Source organism: Bradyrhizobium sp. AZCC 2262 (assembly GCF_036924535.1).
Classification (GTDB): Bacteria; Pseudomonadota; Alphaproteobacteria; order Rhizobiales; family Xanthobacteraceae; genus Bradyrhizobium.
Genome location: NZ_JAZHRT010000001.1, coordinates 2516960 through 2536438 on the forward strand (window position 1 = coordinate 2516960; position 19479 = coordinate 2536438).

Consider the following 19479-nt stretch of genomic DNA (forward strand, 5'->3'; position numbering starts at 1 on the left):
CGACCCGATTCCAAATCAGAAGGACACAGACGATGGCTGACAAGCTGATAAAGATACCGGGGCCCGATCACCCGATTTCGATCGAACCGAACCCGTCTCGCGTCGTGGTCAAAGTCGCCGGAAAGATCATCGCCGATACCCGCGATGCGTTGACGCTTCGCGAGGCGTCCTATCCGCCCGTTCAATATATCCCCCGCCGCCACGTCGATATGGCCGCTCTCACACGCAGCGAACATACCACCTATTGCCCCTACAAGGGCGACGCGTCCTACTACAGCATTCCGGCGGGCGGGGATCGTTCACGCAACGCAGTGTGGACGTATGAGACGCCGTTTGAAGCGATGGCGCAGATCAAGGAATACGTCGCCTTTTACCCGGACCGTGTCGACGAGATCAGTTAACCGGCGCTCGCGAGCTGGCTTTGATGGCATGTCGATGAAGGCGGTGCCGGGCCGTTCGGAGTGAAATTTCGGCTCCCTCTCACGCCGGGTGACCCCAAGGAGAAAGAACAGATGACGAAGGCAAAGCGTACCGCACTTGTCACAGGAGCCTCCGGCCTGGCCGGCGGCTACATGCTGGCTCACCTGCTTGAGCAGGGCGGCTGGGATGTCATTGCGGTGTCGCGCCGCAAGCCGCGGATTGGTGGCGACTACAGGCACATCGCCGTGGATCTTCTCGATCCGGCCGACTGCCAGGCCAAACTTGGGCCGCTTACGAACATCACGCACCTGTTGTATTTGGCAATCACGGAGCGCTCCGATCCCGGTGAGACGATTTCGGCGAACGCCAACATGTTCTTCAACCTCGTCAAAACCGTCGAGGCCGCTTCACCGATGCTCGAGCATGTTCATCTCTCTCAGGGCACCAGGTGGTACGGAAATCACCTCGGCCCCTACAAGACCCCGACCAGGGAGGACGATCCGCGGCACATGCCGCCGAATTTCTATTACGACCAGCAGGACTTTCTCGAAGAATTCCAGCAAGGAAAGCGCTGGACCTGGTCGGTCGGGCGTCCGCACGCGGTCTGCGGTTTCTCCACGGGAGGACCGATGAACCTGACTCTGGCGATCGCTGTCTATGCCAACATCTGCAAGGCGCTGAGGCTGCCTCTCAGCTTTCCGGGCAAGCCAGGTGCGTATACCGCGCTCTATCAGTGCACGGACGCCGCTCTTCTGGCAAGGGCCGTCGAGTGGATGACGACCGATCCGAAATGCGCCAACCAGGCTTTCAACATCACCAACAGTGATCTCATCAGGTGGCAGAACCTGTGGCCCAGATTCGCCAACTTCTTCGGGATGGAGCTGGCTCCGCCACGCCACATCAACCTTGCGCGGTCCATGGCCGACAAGGGGCCGGTGTGGGAAAAAATCGTCGAAAAGAACGGATTGCAGAAGTTCCGCTTCGAAGAGATCGCGGCCTGGGGCTACCCGGACGGCGTCTTCGCTTCCGACTACGATATCGTCTCCGATACCAGCAAGGCCCGCCGTTTCGGATTCCACGACCTGGTGGACACCGAGGAAATGTTTTTCCGGATGTTCTCGGATTTTCGGCGTGAGCGGATCATTCCGTGACCTGCCAACTTGCGCTCGATGGGTCATGTCGCGGTGTCAGCTGCGCCGGGATGCCGGACTTTCGGGTGAGTCCACGTTCGGCATGCTTCTTCTTCCGCGCGCGATCAGGTCGTCCACCTTGGAGAGGAACACTTTGAGAAGCGAGGACGTGTTTGCCCTGTTATAGCCGATCACCAGATCGATGGTCGGCGCTTCGCCTCGCAACGGGCGGCTGACGACCGATGGCGGAAGAAGATTTCGCGCATAAAGCGGCAGCAACGCGATGCCACGCGTGGATACGATCATTGAGATCGCCATCGAAATATTATCCACCTCATGGTCGGGAGTAAGATCGAGTCCGGCGCGCGCCGCATAGCCGTCGATAACGGCCCTGAGAGCAGGTGATGTCGTCTTGGGAACACTGATGAAGGTTTCACGCGGAATTTCTTGCGGACGAATCGTAACGTGCGTGGCGAGGCGATGATCGCTGGGTAGAAAGACGACGAGGGGCTCTTTGGTCAACAGCTTGAATGCCAAGCCTGGCACGTGGTCTTCCCGCCGGAGAAAGGCCACGTCAAGTTTGCCCTGCAGCAGCCCCCTCGCAAGGTCAGGCGATAGCTGGCTGTGCACGATGACTTCGATGTTTGACTGATCGTCGCGGAGAATCCTAAGGGCTTCGGGAAGCCAATTCACCTCGTGCCCGGTCAGAAATCCAAGAACGAAAGATTCCTTGGCGACCTGGGCCGCCCGCCGCGCCGCTTCGCCCGCCACCTCCACCTGCGACAGCGCCAGACGGGCATGATCGAGAAAGGCGCGGCCTGCCGGGGTCAGTTCGATTCCACGCGGACCGCGGATCAATAGTTGGGCGCCGACCGCCAGCTCCAGATCGCGGATCTGCCGGCTGAGCGACGGCTGGGCGGTGTGAAGCCGCCGCTCGGCTGCCAGCGTCAGGCTGCCTTCCTCAGCCACCGCAATGAAATAGCGCAGATGACGCAGTTCTATGTTTAAGTCATGCCTTCAAAGTATGGCAGGGATCATACAAAGTCTTTCTCCTTTCCGCCAGAACCACCTACTTCACCTGAAAGTCGCGAGCCAAACCGCGCCGCGGTGTCCCAAACCCTTAGTCGGAATGACCTGCCAAGCAAGGCTTTTCAGCAATATCTTACTCAAAGGAGAAACTGCATATGACCACCCCCGTTGTCCTGATTACCGGCGCCTTGACCGGCATTGGCCGTGCCACGGCGCTGGCCTTCGCCCAGGAGGGCGCCCGGATTGTTGTCTCCGGCCGCCGCGACCAGGAGGGACAAGCCCTGACTCAGGAGCTCCGCGCCCTCGGCGTTGAGGCTGAATTCATCCGCGCCGACGTTCGCCATGAAGACGACGTCCGCAACCTGGTGGACAAGACCATGGCCCGCTTCGGCCGGCTGGACGTGGCGGTCAACAACGCCGGCACCGAAGGCAAGCCCGGTCCGGTGACGGAGCAGACCGCCGAAAGCTACGCGGCCACCTTCGACACGAACGTGCTCGGCGTGCTGCTCAGCATGAAGCATGAGATGCGGGTGATGCAGCTGCAGGGCAGCGGCAGCATCGTGAACCTGTCGTCGACCATGGGCCATCGCGGCGCGCCGGGCGCCTCGCTCTATACCGCGAGTAAGCACGCGGTCGAAGGGTTGACGAAATCCGCGGCGCTCGAAGGTGCGGCATCGGGCGTTCGCGTCAATGCGGTCGCGCCCGGTCCCGTCGAAACCGGAATGCTGGACCGGTTCACCGGCTCTGCCGAGCGAAAGGCCGGACTGATCGCAGGCGTGCCGCTCAAGCGTGTGGGCACGCCTACGGAGATCGCCGATGCCATCGTGTTCGTCGCGTCTTCCAAGGCGTCGTTCATCACCGGCCAGATAATTGCCGTGAACGGTGGCAAGACCGCTTCATAAATTCTGCACCCCGGAAACAGAACATCGCAAAGCTCGCAATGATCAAGGTAGCATCGGCGTCCGTTCGTCATACCGTGGCGGGCCGGACCGAGCCTCCGGCGGGCGGGCGGTTCGCCCTCGGGCGCCGCGCGAGTCTCTTGGTGTCGGCGGGCGTGGTCGGTCATACGCTGTGGACAAGCGCGGCGCCCGCGCTCACCTACGGGCTTTATGCCGAGGAGTGGCATCTCACCCATACGGTGATAGCGGCGATCTTCGCCATCTATCCGATCGCCGTCGTCGTCATGCTGCTCGGCTTCGGCGGCATTTCCGACCAGATTGGCCGCCGCATGACCATGTTGGCGGGGCTCTGGGCTTCGCTCGCCGGAGCGCTGCTGTTTGCGGTCGCACCCGACGTGTGGTGGGTATTCGCAGGACGTGCGCTGATGGGCATCGGCGTCGGCCTTGCTGCGAGCCCGTCGACTGCCGCGATCCTGGAGTTCACGAGCCCGGAACGCGCGAAGAGCGCGGCCTCGGTCACGATGGGGGCGCAGGCAATTGGCTTCGCCACGGCTTTGCTGCTCGGTGGCGCCTTAACGCAATACGGGCCATGGCCGGCCCACCTTTGCTTCTGGGTGCTTGCGGTCTTCCTCATCGTCCTTCTGATTGGGACGTGGCTCTTGCCGCGTCATACGCCCGGCGGTAGGGGCGGCGACTGGCGCTCGAGAATGCCATTCGTTCCGAAGGAAGTGCGTCAGGCTTTCGCGATGACATCGACCGCGATGATCGCGGCCTATGCGTTCGGCGTCCTGGTGCTCTCGCTCGGCGGCCAGGTCGAGCATGACCTGATCGGCTCGCCCAACGCCCTTCTCAACAGCGCCGTCCTTTCATTGTTTCCCATCGTGATGGGCGCGATCGGGATCGTGGCTCGGCCGCTTTCGCCACGGCGGGCGCTGATTGTCGGCGCGCTGATCTCCAGTGCGGGCATGGTGCTGCTCATCCTCGCAGTCAGCATGCGCGATCTGGTTATCTACTTGCTGGCGACGGCCGCTGCGGGTGGCGCATACAGCCTGTTGTTTGTCGGCGGTCTGCAAGTGATCAGCGTGGCGGCTCCTGAGCGTCACCGCGGCGGCATCCTCGCCGCGCTCTATCTCCTGAGTTACCTGTCGATGGGCGCGCTCGCACTCGCTCTCGGCGCGCTCGCGACGGCGAGGGGGCTTAGTCTAGCCGTCGATCTCGGTGCGGCAGCCATCATTCTGATGAATGTCGCCACGCTCGTATTCGCAACGAGGAAGCCCACCATAACCCCATCCGCCGCCTCGCCTGCATCGACATAAGGACCTCGCGAACGTTCGCGTGCCCGTCGGAACTAGGACGGACCTGAGCTTCTGTCGGGCAGGAGGAGAAGCAGTCCGACGACTGTGAGTAGCATCAGCACGTTGCAAAGGGCGACCGCGCCAAACGCCTGGACATAGGATGCCGTCTGGCTGAGGCCTCTTGATCCGGCACCAGACAGCGTCAGAAAGAAGGGAACCTCCAGTGCCGCTACCCCCAATGCATTGCCGCCGCGCTGCATCGTCGTCAGGACCCCGGATGCGGATCCGACGTGGCGGTCGTGGATACCGCTCATCACCGCGTTCAGTATGGGCGTCATGAAAAGGCCCATGCCGATGCCAACGAGCAGCAGGGACGGAAGAAGCCATTCGGCTGGAAGCGGATCGATCGTCCAGCACAGGACGAGCGCAAAAAGCATCCCGACCAGGTCCACGAGGACGCCTGCCATCATGATACGGCGCACCCCGAACGACACAAGCCGACTTGCAATCGGCGAAACGATTCCGAACGCTCCACCGAGCATTGCCAGACTCGCTGCTGTGGCCAGCGGCGAGTACCCATAGCCCGTTTGCATTAGCAACACGTAGGAGAAGCTGAAGGGTGTCGTAGATGCCCAAAAGATAAGGATCAGAAGCGCGCCGACATTAAACGCGCGGTCGCCAAACAGGTCGGTTTCAAGCAGCGGAGAGAGACCGTGCCGCGACTTCCAGCGTTGGTGGAGGTAGAACCCCACGAAAGCGAGCGGGGACGCGACCAGCATCGCGACAGGCCACCCGGCCCAGCCGCGCTCCGGGCCCTCGACCAACGGCAGCATCAGCAGCAACATGGCGAGTGTGCTCAGCGCGACACCCGCAAGGTCAAGCCGCTTGTGCTCGCCGGAACGCACGTCGGCCAGCACAAGCGGTGTCAGGAGAATTGCCGATATCCCAATTGGGAGGTTCATCAGAAAGATCATACGCCAGCCAAGGCCGAACAGGTCAGCCTGGACGAGGACTCCCCCAAGGATAAGCCCGGCGACGTTGGCAAGGCCGATCGCCACGCCCATCGCGCCGAACGCTGCCCTACGCTCGCCGCCATCGGCAAACGACATTCGCACCAACGCAAAGACCTGGGGTGAGAGCATCGCCGCGGAGGCGCCCTGCAGCAGCCTGCCGACAATAAGAATCTCGATGTTCGGCGCGACCCCGCAGACGAACGACGTCAGCGTGAACGCTGCAAAAGCCGCCATGAAAACACGACGCTGGCCGTAGATGTCGCCAAGCCGTCCCCCGGTGATCATGCCGGCGGAGAAAGCCAGTGCGTAGCCTGCTATCGTGAGCTCGGCCTCGCCGAAGCTCGCGTGTAGCGAGCCTCTGATCGCCGGAATCGCAATGTTGACGATCGAATTGTCCATGACCGTCACAAAAATGCCCGAGAGCACGACGGCGAGCGCCACCCGGCGGCGGGCGTCGATGCCCGGGTTGGCGACCTCTGCGCTCGGTTCGAGGTCGCTCAAAGCGTGACGACGATCTTGCCGAATTGGCCGCTGTTCTCCAGATAGCGATGCACTTCCACCATATCGTCGAACTTGAATATGCGATCGATGACCGGCTTGAGCGCGCCGCTCGCAAGACCCTTGGTGACGTAATCCACCGCGGCCTTCCGGCGAGCCTCGTCGCCGGTGACCAGCCGGATGCTGTACCCTTTGACGATCGTCATCTTGCGGATCATCTCCAGCACGGGGATCGGTGTGTCATCCTCGCTCAGTGCGCCGTAGATGTAGACGATACCCTCATTGGTCAGCGCGGCGATCAGCTTGGCCAAGTCCGCGCCGCCCACGGGATCGAAGGCGACGCGTGCGCCACGGCCGTTGGTGATGCGCATCACCTCGGCGACCATGTCTTGCTCTTGGGTTGCAACAACATGGGCTGCGCCGGCCTCGTGCAGCCGCTTTTTCTTGTCCGAAGTGCCGGTCAGCGCGATGGGGATCGCGCCGGCATGGTTGGCAATTTGAATCGCCGCCAGGCCGACGCTGCTCGAAGCGGCGGGAATGATGACCAAGTCGCCCGCCTTCACGCGAGCGTCGACGACGAGCGCGCCGTAGGCCGTCATGAACATCATCCAGACCGACGCTGCTTCGACGAACGAAAGCGATTCCGGATGCTTCACGACGGCGTGGTCGGGCGCGAGAATGACCTCTCCGTAGGTGAAGTACTTGTTGAGGGAGAAGGCCGGGAGCGTGCTGACTGTGTCGGCCACGGCAAAATCGGTCACATCCTTGCCCACGGCATCGACAACGCCGGCGCAATCATATCCCAGGCCGGCCGGGAATATCGGGGATTCGACATATCTGTCGTTTCGCCACATTGAGTCGGCTCGGTTGATGCCGATCGCCTTTACCTTGATGCGAATTTCGTGTGGACCGGGAGCCGGCACTCCCATTTCAATGAATTCGAGGACTTCTGGCCCTCCGGCCTGTGCGAATTTGATCATACGGGACATGAAGCCTCCATCAAGTCGGGTTGCAGGTGTGTGATTCGGCACGAGCGCCACGGTGGTCAGCGCAGGGCCGGTTGTGAGGGGCGTTTCGAGATGCTGTTCGGGAACGGCGGAGGACCTAGTCCATTCCGGTCATGAGGTACACGAAGCCCTTACTGGCTTTTAGCCGGATCGGCCGTACCGCCTGATAGGCGTTGGAATAGTAGAATGTCTTCACGGCCTCGGCGCTGTTGAACTCGACGATAACCCGGCGGCGATGAGGCAAGACGCCATCCAGCGGTTGCGGATCTCCTCCGCGCACGAGAATTTTGCCGCCGTGAGCCGAGGTGATATCCGGAACGCTCGTGCGGTAAGCCTCATAGGCGGCCGGATCGGTGATCTCGACTTCAACAACGAAATACCCCTTGGGCATAGTCCAACTCCTGTATCGGCCGCAATCGGTCGCGGGATAGCTTGGCGTGAAGCAATGGTTGATGCATTGCGGTTCGAGCAGCATCCGCGTTATGCGCTCATGCTGGGCCGCGCCGAAACCGCATCCTTCCAGCGCGTCAGCGCTTGGTGCCGCTCTGGAATCGATATGTCGAGCGCCTTCGCGAAATCGATGGTCACCAGCGCAGTGATGTCTGCCGCCGAAAACCGCTCGCCGGCGACGAAGGGCACCTGTTCGAGCCGTGCGTTCAGATCAGCGAGAAAGTTCTGCACGCGCAGCACGCTGCGGTCGACCAACCCCGGAATTTGCCCGTAGCTGTGCGGTCCGGCGATGGCGCGGCCCTTCAGCCTCTCCATCTTGTTGCGCACGCCTTCCATCACCGGCGCAAAGCCTTCGAGCTCGGCGAACCGCTCCCACATCACGACCAGGCCCTTGTCCTTAGACGTGGCGCCCAATAGGGGCGTGTCGGGAAAGGCTTCATCGAGATACCGCATGATGGCCGGCGCCTCTGCGATGGTGGTGCCATCTTCGAGCACCAGGGCCGGTACCACGCGGCGGGGATTGATGGCCCTGTAGGCTTCCGAGTGTTGCTCACCTGTGCCGAGATCGACAGAAATCAGCGTCGGCTTGAGCCCCTTCTCGGCCAGGAAAATTCGGACACGCCGCGAATTGGGCGAGTTGACGGAATGGTAGAGCTTCAACTTGTCTGACATCTCATGACTCCTTGTGTTCGACTGGGATAGTCACCGTGAGCAGTCGTGTACGTCTCTCGTTCTCGCGTCAGACTTGGGCTCTGCCGCCATCGGCGAACAGTTCGATCCCGGTGACGAAGCTGGAGTCGTCCGAGCCCAGAAACAGCGCGACCTTGGCGATCTCCTCGGGCTCCGCCATGCGGCCCATGGGGACGGTCGACACGATACGCGCGATGGCTTCAGACGGCTGCAGCGCCACTTGCGGAGTGATGACAGGTCCGGGACTGAGAACGTTGGCGCGGATGCGCCGGTCCTTCAGCTCCGCGGTCCAGGTGCGCACGAATGAGCGAATAGCCGCCTTGCTCGCGGCGTAGACGCCGAAGCTCGGGGTGCCTTTGGCGGCCGCGGCTGAACCGGTCAAAATGATGGAGGCGCCATCGTTCAGAAACGGCAGCGCCTTCTGGACCGTGAAGAGCAGCCCCTTGACGTTCGTGTCGAAGGTCTTGTCGTAGTACTCCTCGGTGATGCTTCCCAACGGGACGAATCCACCAAGTCCGACATTGGCGAAGAGGATATCGATGCGGCCCTTCGCCTTGACGCTCTCGTAGAGACGATCGAGGTCGGCGAGCTTCGCGACGTCACCCTGAACCCCCGTGACGTTACCGCCGATGGCAGCTACAGCTTCTTCAAGCTCCTTCTGGCGACGGCCGGTAATGAAGACGTGAGCATCTTCACTGGCGAAGAGCTTTGCCGTGGCGACGCCGATACCCTGGGTACCGCCAGTAATGACAGCCACTTTCCCTTGCAATTTACCCATGGTTCGTTGTCTCTCCGCGTCTCGTTGTGTTGTTGTCGAATGCTCTGTCCCCGGGTCATGGAGACCTCAGGCCGGGCAGCGTCACCCCTGCCGGCCCTGCACGAAGCGCCGTGTGACCTCATCCCGCATCTGGTTGACGGCACCGATTCGCTCGATGAGCTCCGCGGTCCGGCTGCCTCTCAAACCCGCCGTGGTGATCGCGCCATCGCGGACATAGGTGTAGACACCGCTCACCAGGAATGCGCCGACCGACTGGAGATACCTGCGCTGGTCCTCGATGGTTGCGCGATAGGTCTCGCTTTCGCAGAACTCTCGTGCCGTGAGCGCGCTTGCGAAGCCGATCTCGATGACGCCGATGTCCTTGCGTTCGTCGCTGACCCGATGATCGCCGTGGGGAGATGGCGGCGACGGGCGCGCGTTGTCGTACGGTTCCGGCAGATGCAGACGCAACTTCCGCACCGCCGGTGCGGATGCCAGATGTCGCGCCCATTCCGACAACCAGGGCCGGAATCCCTCGCCGGACCCGCCGTTCAGATGCAGATGTAGGCGGTAGAGCCGGTCGGGCCCGTTTGGACTGCCGTCGGGTTCGCGATCAACCAGCGTATGTGAGCCCCGCGGCAGATTGTAAGCGACGATGTGCTCGAACAGATGGAACACGTCTGCGAACAACACCGGGCTTGCTTCGGCGTAGCGGTTCAGGCCGTCGATGTCGGCGAAACCGATTTCCGCGGCGCCGTCGAGCACGACGTCCATGCGGCGAACGCCGTCCGGCAGAGGCCAGAGATTGGCCCCGTGGTCCGGTGAAAAGTGGTGCTGCACATAATAGCTGATACCGGGAAGTCGGGCGCAGAGCGGCCCGAGGACATCGCGCCAATAGTCTGCGAACAGATCTCGCGGAAGCCCGGCAAGCTTGCGGAGGATGCCGTAGGAAAGGCAGCGGATGTTCTCGTCGCGCGCTGCAAAATTGGCAGTATCCACGAACTGCGTCGGTGCGTCGGGGTGGCTGTGCTGGTTCATCGAAGCTTCCTTCCGGCGGTGGCGCTCCGAGATGTTTTCTTTGGGGGCCTTCCCAACAAGGGCGAATTGCCGCGCATTCGATCGGCCATGCCGATCGATCGGCCCTGACTAGAGCTGCCCAAGATGCTGAACAGGGTTGCAGTGCCGCGGCGTCAACCAAGTTGCCGGCCACATAGCCGGAGCGTAGGCTCGCGTTCAATCGACCCATCCGATCAATCGGTGACACGAGGATAGGCGTGGAACTGCGGCAGATCGACTGCTTCCTGGCGGTCGCGAAGGACCTCCATTTCGGAAGGGCGGCGAAGAGACTCTCTCTCGCCCAATCCTCCGTCTCCGAAGCGATACGCTCCCTGGAGCAGGAAGTCGGCGGACCACTGCTCGTCCGAACGAGCAGGCGCGTCCAGCTGACGTCCCTTGGCGAGAAGTTTCGTCTCGGCGTCGAACCCGCCGCCCTGGTGCTGCATGCTACGCTGGACGATTGCAGGAAGACCGTGCTTGGTCAGCCAAACCGGTTAAGGATCGGCTTTCTCGGTGGCGGACTCTATGAACTGACGTTGCCATTCGTCAGGCATCTCAGGAGCAAGTTCCATATCGATGTCGAGTGGGTGGAGCTTTCACTGCTCGACCAGTTTGAGGCGATTGCAGTGGGAAAGGTAGACGCTGCGTTCTGCAGACTTCCGCTCTCGCATGACGGCCTGGTGCAATGCACGGTGGTGCTTGAGGAGAAGAAGAAGCTGGTGGTGCCGGCCGATCACAGGCTCTCAAACCGAGACTGGATCGATCCTGAGGAACTCGCGCTCGAGACCATACCGACATTGCCCGACAATCATCATCTGGGCGCCTGGGCAGCGATCCATTTCCCTGATCACACGCCTTCGGGACGGCCAATCGCGCGAGGGCCGGTCGTCACAACGATCCGGGAATCTCTTGCGGCCGTCGAATCCGGCGAGGCCGTCGTCATCGTGGGAGCGCGAGCGGAGCTCTATTATTCCAACCCCCGCATCAAATTTATCGAGATCGGCGTTGCTCCCGTCGGCACCGCTCTCGTGAGGCGTCGAGCCGATCGTCGGCGTGTGATACTGGACCTCGAAGAATGCGCGCGCGATGTCGCGGCCGGGTTGGTCGATACTGCAGAGCATTGATCGTCACTGAACTGGTTTCTCAACCAAGCGCAGGAATTGAGTGCAGCGTGGCGTCGCTTTGAGCCGGCGTTCGGCCGAAGGAAAAGGTTCAGAAAGAGGCGCCTGTTCTGGTCCGGACGTCACAGCGGGCGAGTAGCACCTATGAACGGCGCCGGGCGAGATGTGGATGGAGTCATTCACCGCGCTTACAGTGAGAGTTGGCCCGTAGTTCCTTCAGAAGCGCGGCGAACGCCGGGGAGGGGTGGCGCCGATTTGGGTAATAGAGATGGTAGCCGGAGAACGGTGGGCTCCAGTCTGCCAATACCCGGACCAGGCGTCCATCGGCGATGAACGGCGCCACCATGTCTTCCATCACGATCGCCAACCCCGCACCATGAAGGGCGGCGTCGATGAGCAGGCGCATGTCATTCAGGACGAAGGGGCCATCGACTTTGACGTTGACGCTGCGTCCGTCGCGCTCGAACTCCCAGGCATAGAGGCCGCCGGAAGTCGGCAGGCGGATGTTGCAGCAGCGGTGATGCGTGAGGTCCTGCAGTTCGACCGGGACGCCGTGTTCAGCGAGGTAGGCCGGGCATCCGACGACCACCCTCCGTAGATCAGGGCCGATGCGCAGGGCGATCATATCCCGGGCGATTTGCTCCCCTAGCCGGACGCAGGCATCGTACTGTTCGATGACGATGTCTGTGAGAGCGGGTTCGATCGACACCTCAACCTTGATGTCGGGATAGCGTATTCAGCCGAAGCAGGGCAGGCCACAACACGGTCTCAGCGGCATGCCGGCCGGCCGTGAGCCGGAGCGATCCCGCGGGCAATTCGCGCAGCTCGCTGAGCGCATTGAGCTGAGCCTCGATCTCGTCCAGAGCGGGGCGAAGCGTGCTCAAGAGCTGCTCGCCCGCAGGTGTCGGCATCACACTGCGGGTGGTGCGCGTGAGTACTGTTGTTTCACGGCGATAACTAACTTGCCCCTTGTTCGGCCGCGGGCCAAAATATCGTAAGCGCTCGGTAGATCGGAGAGGTTGAAGACTTGTGTGACGATGGGCTTGATCGTTCCGGCGTCGACCAAGGCAGCGATCTCTGCAAGTTGGCCGCCGTCGGAGCGGGTGAGCGGACCGTGAAATTCGACGCCGCGCTCGGTCGCTAGCGTGCGAAAGGGTAGGTTGTGCTGGGCAATCTTTGCGGCAACGTCGGCTGGTTCGCCGAACTCGAGCCATGCGCGCTCATCGGAAACGCGCCTTAATCCAACGTAGCGGCCACCCGGCCGAATGCTTTTGATCGACGGAACGATCAGGTCACCGCAGACCCCATCATATACGACATCGAACGGGCCGCTGTCTTCAAATCGTTGAGCTACATAATCTACCGCCGTGTCGACGCCGAGGGATCTAAGAAAATCTTGATTTGCCGCGCTAGCCGTTGCGGTCACTTTGGCGCCGATATGCTTGGCAAGTTGGATTGCGAAGGTGCCGATTCCTCCAGCGCCGGCCTGAATCAGCAGGCTCTCGCCTGTTTTCAAGTGAGCCCGCTCGTAGAAACTCTGCCAGGTGGTCAACGCAACGGTCGGGAGGCTAGCGGCCTCCTGATGGCTAACCGTCTTTGGCTTGCGGGCTAGCAGCCTCGCGGGTATCGCAATCCGCTCTGCGTACGCACCGTAGACGGAAGGAAGCCGCCCATACACTTCGTCGCCGGGCTTGAATTCCGACCCGCCGGGGGCTTCGAGCACGATCCCGGATATGTCGAATCCCATGATAATCGGATAATTCGTAGGAAGGGCCGCGAACAATCCTTGCCGGATAACCACCTCGACCGGGTTCACGCCTGCCGCGTGAACCTCGACCAAAGCCGCGTCGTTGCCGCGCACCGGTTCCGGTAAATCGCCGTACTTCACGACTTCATTGCCACCGAAGCCAGTCAGAAATGCCGCTTTCATGTCAGCTCCGTATTCGCGAGTACCAAATTAGTTGCGTTAACAGTAGTCCCGTTACGCGTGGTGCCGATATCCCGCCCGGCCTGGTCAGCGTGCCCTATGCCAAGGGACGTCCGTCGAGTGTGCGCATCCATCGCCGCGGCGCGGAGTTATTAAACCCATTGCGCCGTGATCCGGTTCGACAAATGTGAAGAACGCTTCTTCAATAAGCGAATGCGAGCGCGTCCGAGTTGCTTGGCCCTAGCGAAAGCCTGCGCGTTATGAGAAGTGGTGCCGCCCTTCGCGGTCTCAGCGCTTTACGAAGTCATTCGTCGGTACGATCAGCGCCTGAACGACGAGAAAGCGTTCGGTATCGAAGAAATGGCCTACTCGCGATTGATGAATGGCTCAGCAACCGTGTCCCGGCCCGTGAACCGACGCGTTATCCAGCATTGGGCGATGTCTGGAAAGGTGGCAAAAACGGCATTCCGATACACGGTCGAGCCTCGTATCGTCGGGCGTGCGTGGTGCGGCGCCTCCTATATCCGTTCAACGAGACACAGCGTGTGACGATGATCAATCGACGGGCGGTTTCGCACCCGCGCCAAGCCTCACTGGCGAGTCTAAAATCGCAATTGATCCATCAACGCTCGAAGGAATGACATGGTGATCGGATTTGTGGTCGCTACGGCGCCACCGACCAGACCCGTCGTCTGGTGTCGTTCGTATGGTGTTGGCCAAGTCGCACGTACTCAAAAGCTGCCCTCTTGAGGTTCGATATGAAAATTGCCATTCTGGATGACTATCAAAGCGTTGCTCTCGAGATGGCGGACTGGACGGATCTCAAGGGGCGGGTGGAGATCACGGTTTTCAACGACCACCTATCCGACTTCGAGGCCTTGGTACGCAGGTTGGAGCCGTTCGACGTCATTTGCGTCATGCGCGAGAGAACTCCAATTCGGCGCGAGCTGATCGCACGGTTACCAAAGCTAAAGCTCGTCGCTTCAACCGCTCCTGGAAATGCTGCGATAGACGTTAACGCCGCCGAAGAACGAGGCATCAAGGTTGTGGGGACGGGCTACCGATCGACTCCCACGATTGAGATGACTTGGGCGCTCATCCTCGCGAGTGTCAGGAATATTGTTACCGAGAGCAATTCGGTGCGGAGTGGAGGCTGGCAAGTCGGGGTCGGAGAGGAGCTCGAAGGAAAGACGTTGGGGGTCATGGGTCTCGGGCGCGTGGGGGGCGCCGTGGCTCGGATCGGTGCGGCTTTTGGAATGAAGCTGATCGCTTGGAGTCAAAACATGACGGCTCAGGCCGCGGAAGCGGTCGGCGCAAAACTCGTCTCAAAAGACGCGTTGTTCGAACAATCCGATCTGCTCACCATTCATCTTGTGCTCAGCGACCGAACCAGAGGACTTGTAGGCGCTCGGGAGTTGAGCCTGATGAAGCCGACGGCGAGATTGATTAACACATCCCGAGGCCCGATCGTCGACGAGAGTGCGCTAATCGACGTTCTCAAGCGGCGCAAAATCGCTGGTGCCGTGCTTGATGTCTTCGAACAGGAACCCTTACCAGCAAGTCATCCATTCAGAGGGTTGAACAACGTGTTGGCGACGCCGCATGTGGCCTACGTGGCCAAGGATCTGTATCGAACATTCTATGGCGATACGGTCAAGAACATCGGTGATTGGTTGGATACGCGATAGATGAGTGGGGCTATTGAAAGTCCGCAATCTTGCCGTACCGAGCTCCCGCCCTGGGTATTCCCGCTGACCTTGCGCGTCGGTGGCCGCCCCTAGAATGGGAGCCAAGAGTGTCTGATGACCAAATGGTCTGGGAGCCGTTAGATGTCAGTTGGCGAGCGAGGAGACGCCCAGCTCATGGGAGTTACTTATCAAGAAGCGCGGAAGCGCAACGCAAGGCGTGCCCCCCGGTAAGGAGTCGCTCGCGTGGGTGACAAACGCAGTCACCCTAATTACGGGAAAGAACGAATTGCTGTTGGTGGACACGTTCCTCAGCCGGGCGCACAACGAGGAGCTTGCCAATTGGATTGCAGCCAAGGGCAAGCGCTCAGCGCGGATTTATATCACGCACGGGCACCCGGACCATTTCTATGGTTTGATGATTCTAAAGGAACGATTTCCGGAAGCGCGACTGGTGGCCCGCCCGAACGTCGTAAGAGCAATGCGCCGCGCCATCGAGCCAGAAGTCCTGACCAATTGGCGCCAGCGATGGCCAAATCAGATTCCGGAGCGTCTGATCGTGGCCGATGAGATTGATGCGGACAACTTCACTCTGGAGGGCCACGATTGTCGGGTAATCGACACGGGTCATACTGACACTGACGATACGACCGCGCTCCATATACCATCGATCGATCTCGTGATTTCAGGCGATGCCGTCTACAATGAAACTCACCCATATCTCGCCGAAACAGATACGACGGGGTACCAGGAATGGCTCGCCGCGTTGGATAAGATCGAAGCGCTGAACCCCAAGGCGGTTGTCGCCGGACACGGCCCGCCCGATCAGGATAGCAATCCTTCACATATTGATAAAACCCGAGACTACATTAAGACCTTCGTTTCCCTGAACCAAGCGACAAGTTCAGCACTTGAGCTCTACGAACGCATGCTCGAGTTGTATCCCGACAGGATCAATCCCGGATCACTGTGGGCCAGCGCTCGCAAGGCGAAGAGCGCCGTGTGAAAAAAGCGGGGATCGATTGATGAGGCGAGGCAAGAGCAATGTGGGCGCTGTGAAGTGGGGAAGCTTATGACGTTGTCCGCGTCCGTGCAGTCGACAGGACGTCTGACCAATCGCGAGGCCAGCTAGGGGACCCTTGGTGAGATTGTTGCACAGGGGAAGCACGCTGGTATGGCGGCAATGAGTCTTGCGGAGTGCACAAACTGGGACCTCTTTCGTCTCTTTTTCGTTGTTGCGCGCCTGGGGAGCATGAATCGGGCGGCGCGCCAACTCGGCATCAGCCAGCCTACGCTCAGCCGTCGCCTCACTGAGCTCGAACGCGATGTCGGCGCGCCTCTCTTGTTTCGTACTCCGGCCGGCGTGGCGCTCACCCAGGAGGGGGAGGCGCTTCGGCGGTCAACCGCCAACATGATAGGTGCCTTCGAGGCGTTCCAGAAAGAGGTGCGCCGGCAGATTGGGATGAGATCGTCGATCGTAAGGGTCTCGGCGTCCGAGGGCATGACCAAGCATTGGTTGCTGCCCCGCCTAAAGCGGCTTCGGGAAATAGGAGATAACGTTCAGTTCGAGATATACTCCACGGCTCATCAGCACAGCCTCGCCTCCGGTGACCTTGATTTTGTGATCCGAATTGGGCGGACGGGCGACGATGAGCTGGTAGGGAAGAGACTAGGACAGGTCGCGTTTGGGATCTATGCGTCTCAGGACTATTTAAAGTCACGACCGGCACCGCAGTCACTAAGTGATCTGCCTAATCATTGCCTGATCGGACAGACACCCGACATCTCAAGTCCGCGCCGTGAAACAGAAGGCGGACCGGGCTTGATATCTCAGTTTCTTGCCGCCGAAGCATTAGGTCGTGGAGTTAAGGTCTCCCAAGTTGCCGGACAGTTTGCGGCAACTTCCTTGGGACTCGGGCTGGCGCTGTTGGCCATTCCATTTGCCGAAGCGGAAGGACTGTTGCGCGTCCTGCCGGGCGAAGTGGCTGCACTCGACGTTTGGCTCTTACGACGAAAAGAGAGCGATATGCGCAAGCAGACTAGGCAAGTCAGGCAGTTTCTTGAGCGAGAGCTTAGGGCCTCGAAATACTGGCTCAATGGCAGGCTGGATCAAGACGCGGCGCCTCGGTAGGCACCACAACGTGCCCATCGGTGGGCCTGCTCTGGCACTCTGAATTAGTTCGGGCTGCTGCCAAGGCAATCCGCCTTCGCTAAGCATACGTTGACGTTGGTGGGGTCGGTGCCGCCGCGGCCAAGGCGTTTTATAGAGTGGGCTTTTCGTATGTTGCGGGGTTCTACAGATATTAGGAAGCGGGCCGCAGGCTAGCATCGGACAACTCTGCTATGGAGTGGTTATCAAGAGTTGTAGGCGCCGTGCACCCTCGTGATGTCGCAGCGGCGCATATTCCGGCGCGTAGGGTTCAGCGCCTCACCGGGAGTCATACCAAAGGCTTACTTTCCATTTTCGTCAATCAGGAAGCGCTTCGCTGGCTCTCACGAAGCCTCTTGGCAGGTAGCGCCATCAACGTGGAGATTGAATATGAGTAGCGCGAGCGTCCTCAGTGAGGGTAACCCATCGCGAGAACCCAATGAACTTTCGTATGATCTGGAAAGAGTTGCTTTCCCATCATGCGGCGTAACATTGTGTGGAGTGCTTCTTCGTCCCAGAGTGCCAGAGCCGACCGCTGCTATTGCGATTGCACCCGGGATGTCGGGTGTGAAAGAAGGCTCGATCATGAAGTTTGCCGACCGTTTCGCGTCGGCCGCGATGGCCGTGCTGGCATACGATAACATCAATTTTGGCGAGTCCGATGGCCAACCGCGTCAGGAAGCGGATCCCATGCTGCAACGTCGGGGCTATCGGGACGCAATTACATACCTGGCTCTCCGTAACGACATCGACGCGTCTCGGATCGGTGTTTTCGGCACCAGCTATTCCGGCGGTCATGTTCTTGAGGTGGCCGCGCATGATAGGCGGGTAAAATGTGTTGTCTCACAAATTCCCGCGATTAGTGGATTTGAAGCATTCCGACGCGCGGTGCGGCCCGACCATCGACCAGCATTTCTCAAGATGCTCGATCAGGATCGCGAACGACGCTTTCATGGAGGAGAGCCGGCCACGATAAAGGCGGTTTCGGATGTGACGACGGACCTGTGCATTATGCCGGGCGACGCTGCATATAGGTACTTCATGGAACAGGGACGTTTTGCGTCACGCTGGCGTAACGAGGTGACTCTACGGTCGGTCGATCTATGGTGGGGCATTGACAACGCCAGCTATACTCCCTGGATATCGCCGACCCCGCTGCTGATGATTGTCGCGCTGGGCGACGAATTGGTGCCGCCGGAGCTTTCGCTCGACGCGCTTAGCCGCGCGAGGGAACCGAAGAAGTTGCTGATGATTCCCGGTGATCATTTCTCTCCATATTCTGAGCACTTCCCGCATGTCAGCGCGGAGGCCACGGAGTGGTTCCTCCGTCACCTTGCAGTCGGTGGAGCGCGAGCGCTTGGCTGACTTATTGGGTGAGAAAAGGCATGAGAGCAAAAAGGGTCTGTACCGGATTTTGCTCACATAGCAAAGTGACCGGCTTGCACCGCCGAGCCGCTTACGTCCGTGGCCCAGACCTTCCAGGTTTCAAGCGGGCTTGCAGCAGCCGAAGCGATGCCTAGACTTCCCCACGCCACGAATAGCGGGCAAGCAATTGTCCGTCCGGCCTCGCGATCAGCCTTGTCGTGTTCGAAATCGGCAAAGGCGCCCGCGCGATAGTCTTCGCAGATCGCGTGAACGCGGGCAGGATCTCGTAGTGCGTGGAGATAATGATGCACCGCCCGGGAATCGAAGCTTTTCGCGAAGGCAGGTCCAAAGAAAACGTCCGAGCTCTTGGATATCAGAGTTTCTGTGACAGGGTAGGGTTGAGCGAGAAACGTCCAGTGAAAGATGCGCAGCGCCGATTGCCGGTTGAGTTGCGCCCAATAGTCATAGGTCGGAAGTATATCGAGTACCGCCAGCCGTGAGAGTCGCTCCGGCTGGTCCAGCGCGAGGCGATATCCGACGCGCCCCCCGCGGTCATGGCCTACTAGCGCAAAACGGTTGTAGCCCTGTTTCTCCATGACCTCGACCATGACTCGGGCCATTGCGCGCTTTGTGTAAGGCGTATGTTCCGCGTCAGTCGCCGGTATATCGGAAGACCCGTAACCGGGAAGATCAGGAATAACCAATGTGAAGCGTTCAGCAAGTGCGGCTGCGATGCGGTGCCACATGACATGGGTCTGCGGATAACCGTGTAGCAGTAGGAGCGGCGGGCCATTGCCGCCGGTGCGCGCGAAGATGCGTCCCGCGCTGGTTTCGATCGAGCGAGAGTCAAAGCCGGGGAAAAGATCGTTATGCTGATTCATGGTCGATTCCAGTGAGGTCGTGCGTTTCGTAGAGGTCGAGTTCAGTCGTGCGCGGAGACGGGAGATCCCTGTAGAAGCGCTGGAGTATCGCGGTCTCCATCGCGCCC

At 60.3% G+C, this 19479-nt stretch carries 17 protein-coding genes and 2 pseudogenes; 9 read left to right on the forward strand and 10 right to left on the reverse strand.

What is annotated here, in order from left to right:
* Positions 1-32: 32 nt before the first annotated feature.
* Both V1283_RS11845 and V1283_RS11850 read left to right on the forward strand, forming a co-directional pair.
* Positions 33-401 carry a DUF427 domain-containing protein gene (locus V1283_RS11845; protein WP_334386672.1) on the forward strand — a complete coding sequence of 123 codons (369 nt, stop codon included), beginning with the start codon at positions 33-35 and terminating at the stop codon, positions 399-401.
* A 111-nt stretch (positions 402-512) separates the two neighbouring features.
* Positions 513-1571, forward strand: a complete 1059-nt coding sequence (locus V1283_RS11850; protein WP_334386673.1) for an SDR family oxidoreductase — start codon at positions 513-515, stop codon at positions 1569-1571.
* Positions 1572-1607: 36 nt separating this feature from the next.
* On the opposite strand, the gene V1283_RS11855 is transcribed toward V1283_RS11850, so the two are convergent.
* On the reverse strand, positions 1608-2552 hold the full coding sequence (locus V1283_RS11855) for a LysR family transcriptional regulator (protein WP_334393033.1): 945 nt from the start codon (positions 2550-2552) through the stop codon (positions 1608-1610).
* A gap of 182 nt (positions 2553-2734) precedes the next feature.
* On the opposite strand from V1283_RS11855, the gene V1283_RS11860 reads away from it, so the two are divergent.
* Both V1283_RS11860 and V1283_RS11865 read left to right on the forward strand, forming a co-directional pair.
* Complete coding sequence (locus tag V1283_RS11860; RefSeq protein ID WP_334386674.1) at positions 2735-3481, forward strand: SDR family NAD(P)-dependent oxidoreductase; 747 nt, start codon at positions 2735-2737, stop codon at positions 3479-3481.
* Positions 3482-3519: 38 nt separating this feature from the next.
* Positions 3520-4794, forward strand: a complete 1275-nt coding sequence (locus V1283_RS11865) for an MFS transporter (RefSeq protein ID WP_334386675.1) — start codon at positions 3520-3522, stop codon at positions 4792-4794.
* A 32-nt stretch (positions 4795-4826) separates the two neighbouring features.
* Here V1283_RS11865 and V1283_RS11870 read toward each other — a convergent pair whose 3' ends face one another.
* The 6 genes from V1283_RS11870 to V1283_RS11895 all read right to left on the reverse strand — a co-directional run bounded on the left by V1283_RS11870 (position 4827) and on the right by V1283_RS11895 (position 10226).
* Positions 4827-6287: an MFS transporter gene (locus tag V1283_RS11870; protein ID WP_334386676.1), complete on the reverse strand. Its 1461-nt coding sequence runs from the start codon at positions 6285-6287 to the stop codon at positions 4827-4829.
* Positions 6284-7324: a zinc-dependent alcohol dehydrogenase family protein gene (locus V1283_RS11875; RefSeq protein WP_334386677.1), complete on the reverse strand. Its 1041-nt coding sequence runs from the start codon at positions 7322-7324 to the stop codon at positions 6284-6286. The genes V1283_RS11870 and V1283_RS11875 overlap by 4 nt, the downstream gene beginning before the upstream one ends.
* 64 nt (positions 7325-7388) lie before the next feature.
* Positions 7389-7682 (reverse strand): DUF1330 domain-containing protein, encoded by a 294-nt coding sequence (locus tag V1283_RS11880; RefSeq protein ID WP_334386678.1) that lies wholly within the window; start codon positions 7680-7682, stop codon positions 7389-7391.
* A gap of 89 nt (positions 7683-7771) precedes the next feature.
* Entirely contained in the window at positions 7772-8413 is a 642-nt protein-coding gene (locus tag V1283_RS11885; protein WP_334386679.1) for a glutathione S-transferase family protein, read from the reverse strand.
* A gap of 67 nt (positions 8414-8480) precedes the next feature.
* Complete coding sequence (locus V1283_RS11890; RefSeq protein ID WP_334386680.1) at positions 8481-9209, reverse strand: SDR family NAD(P)-dependent oxidoreductase; 729 nt, start codon at positions 9207-9209, stop codon at positions 8481-8483.
* Positions 9210-9290: 81 nt separating this feature from the next.
* Positions 9291-10226 (reverse strand): hypothetical protein, encoded by a 936-nt coding sequence (locus V1283_RS11895; protein WP_334386681.1) that lies wholly within the window; start codon positions 10224-10226, stop codon positions 9291-9293.
* Between the two features lie 236 nt (positions 10227-10462).
* Between V1283_RS11895 and V1283_RS11900 the strand changes: the two genes are divergently transcribed.
* Positions 10463-11368 carry a LysR family transcriptional regulator gene (locus V1283_RS11900; RefSeq protein WP_334386682.1) on the forward strand — a complete coding sequence of 302 codons (906 nt, stop codon included), beginning with the start codon at positions 10463-10465 and terminating at the stop codon, positions 11366-11368.
* Between the two features lie 172 nt (positions 11369-11540).
* Here V1283_RS11900 and V1283_RS11905 read toward each other — a convergent pair.
* Positions 11541-12303: pseudogene (locus tag V1283_RS11905) on the reverse strand (LysR substrate-binding domain-containing protein); the annotation flags it as partial.
* Positions 12276-13295 carry an NADP-dependent oxidoreductase gene (locus V1283_RS11910; RefSeq protein ID WP_334386683.1) on the reverse strand — a complete coding sequence of 340 codons (1020 nt, stop codon included), beginning with the start codon at positions 13293-13295 and terminating at the stop codon, positions 12276-12278. The pseudogene V1283_RS11905 and the gene V1283_RS11910, both read right to left, overlap by 28 nt.
* A gap of 755 nt (positions 13296-14050) precedes the next feature.
* Here V1283_RS11910 and V1283_RS11915 point away from each other — a divergent pair.
* The 4 genes from V1283_RS11915 to V1283_RS11930 all read left to right on the forward strand — a co-directional run bounded on the left by V1283_RS11915 (position 14051) and on the right by V1283_RS11930 (position 18491).
* Complete coding sequence (locus V1283_RS11915; RefSeq protein WP_334386684.1) at positions 14051-14980, forward strand: D-2-hydroxyacid dehydrogenase family protein; 930 nt, start codon at positions 14051-14053, stop codon at positions 14978-14980.
* A 247-nt stretch (positions 14981-15227) separates the two neighbouring features.
* On the forward strand, positions 15228-15983 hold the full coding sequence (locus tag V1283_RS11920; RefSeq protein WP_334386685.1) for an MBL fold metallo-hydrolase: 756 nt from the start codon (positions 15228-15230) through the stop codon (positions 15981-15983).
* Positions 15984-16151: 168 nt separating this feature from the next.
* Positions 16152-17108: a LysR family transcriptional regulator gene (locus tag V1283_RS11925; protein WP_334386686.1), complete on the forward strand. Its 957-nt coding sequence runs from the start codon at positions 16152-16154 to the stop codon at positions 17106-17108.
* A 408-nt stretch (positions 17109-17516) separates the two neighbouring features.
* A complete protein-coding gene (locus V1283_RS11930; RefSeq protein WP_442895731.1) occupies positions 17517-18491 on the forward strand; it encodes an alpha/beta hydrolase in 975 nt (324 codons plus the stop codon).
* A gap of 1 nt (position 18492) precedes the next feature.
* Here the strand turns inward: V1283_RS11930 and V1283_RS11935 are convergent.
* Positions 18493-19372 (reverse strand): annotated as a pseudogene (locus V1283_RS11935) (alpha/beta hydrolase).
* Positions 19373-19479: the final 107 nt, after the last annotated feature.

What these genes read in the sequence shown, in the direction of transcription:
- V1283_RS11845 (WP_334386672.1), top strand. Translation starts at nt 33, where the DNA reads ATGGCTGACAAGCTGATAAAGATACCGGGGCCCGATCACCCGATTTCG.
- V1283_RS11850 (WP_334386673.1), top strand. Translation starts at nt 513, where the DNA reads ATGACGAAGGCAAAGCGTACCGCACTTGTCACAGGAGCCTCCGGCCTG.
- V1283_RS11860 (WP_334386674.1), top strand. Translation starts at nt 2,735, where the DNA reads ATGACCACCCCCGTTGTCCTGATTACCGGCGCCTTGACCGGCATTGGC.
- V1283_RS11865 (WP_334386675.1), top strand. Translation starts at nt 3,520, where the DNA reads ATGATCAAGGTAGCATCGGCGTCCGTTCGTCATACCGTGGCGGGCCGG.
- V1283_RS11880 (WP_334386678.1), bottom strand. Translation starts at nt 7,682, where the DNA reads ATGCCCAAGGGGTATTTCGTTGTTGAAGTCGAGATCACCGATCCGGCC.
- V1283_RS11885 (WP_334386679.1), bottom strand. Translation starts at nt 8,413, where the DNA reads ATGTCAGACAAGTTGAAGCTCTACCATTCCGTCAACTCGCCCAATTCG.
- V1283_RS11890 (WP_334386680.1), bottom strand. Translation starts at nt 9,209, where the DNA reads ATGGGTAAATTGCAAGGGAAAGTGGCTGTCATTACTGGCGGTACCCAG.
- V1283_RS11895 (WP_334386681.1), bottom strand. Translation starts at nt 10,226, where the DNA reads ATGAACCAGCACAGCCACCCCGACGCACCGACGCAGTTCGTGGATACT.
- V1283_RS11910 (WP_334386683.1), bottom strand. Translation starts at nt 13,295, where the DNA reads ATGAAAGCGGCATTTCTGACTGGCTTCGGTGGCAATGAAGTCGTGAAG.
- V1283_RS11915 (WP_334386684.1), top strand. Translation starts at nt 14,051, where the DNA reads ATGAAAATTGCCATTCTGGATGACTATCAAAGCGTTGCTCTCGAGATG.
- V1283_RS11925 (WP_334386686.1), top strand. Translation starts at nt 16,152, where the DNA reads ATGGCGGCAATGAGTCTTGCGGAGTGCACAAACTGGGACCTCTTTCGT.
- V1283_RS11930 (WP_442895731.1), top strand. Translation starts at nt 17,517, where the DNA reads ATGAGTAGCGCGAGCGTCCTCAGTGAGGGTAACCCATCGCGAGAACCC.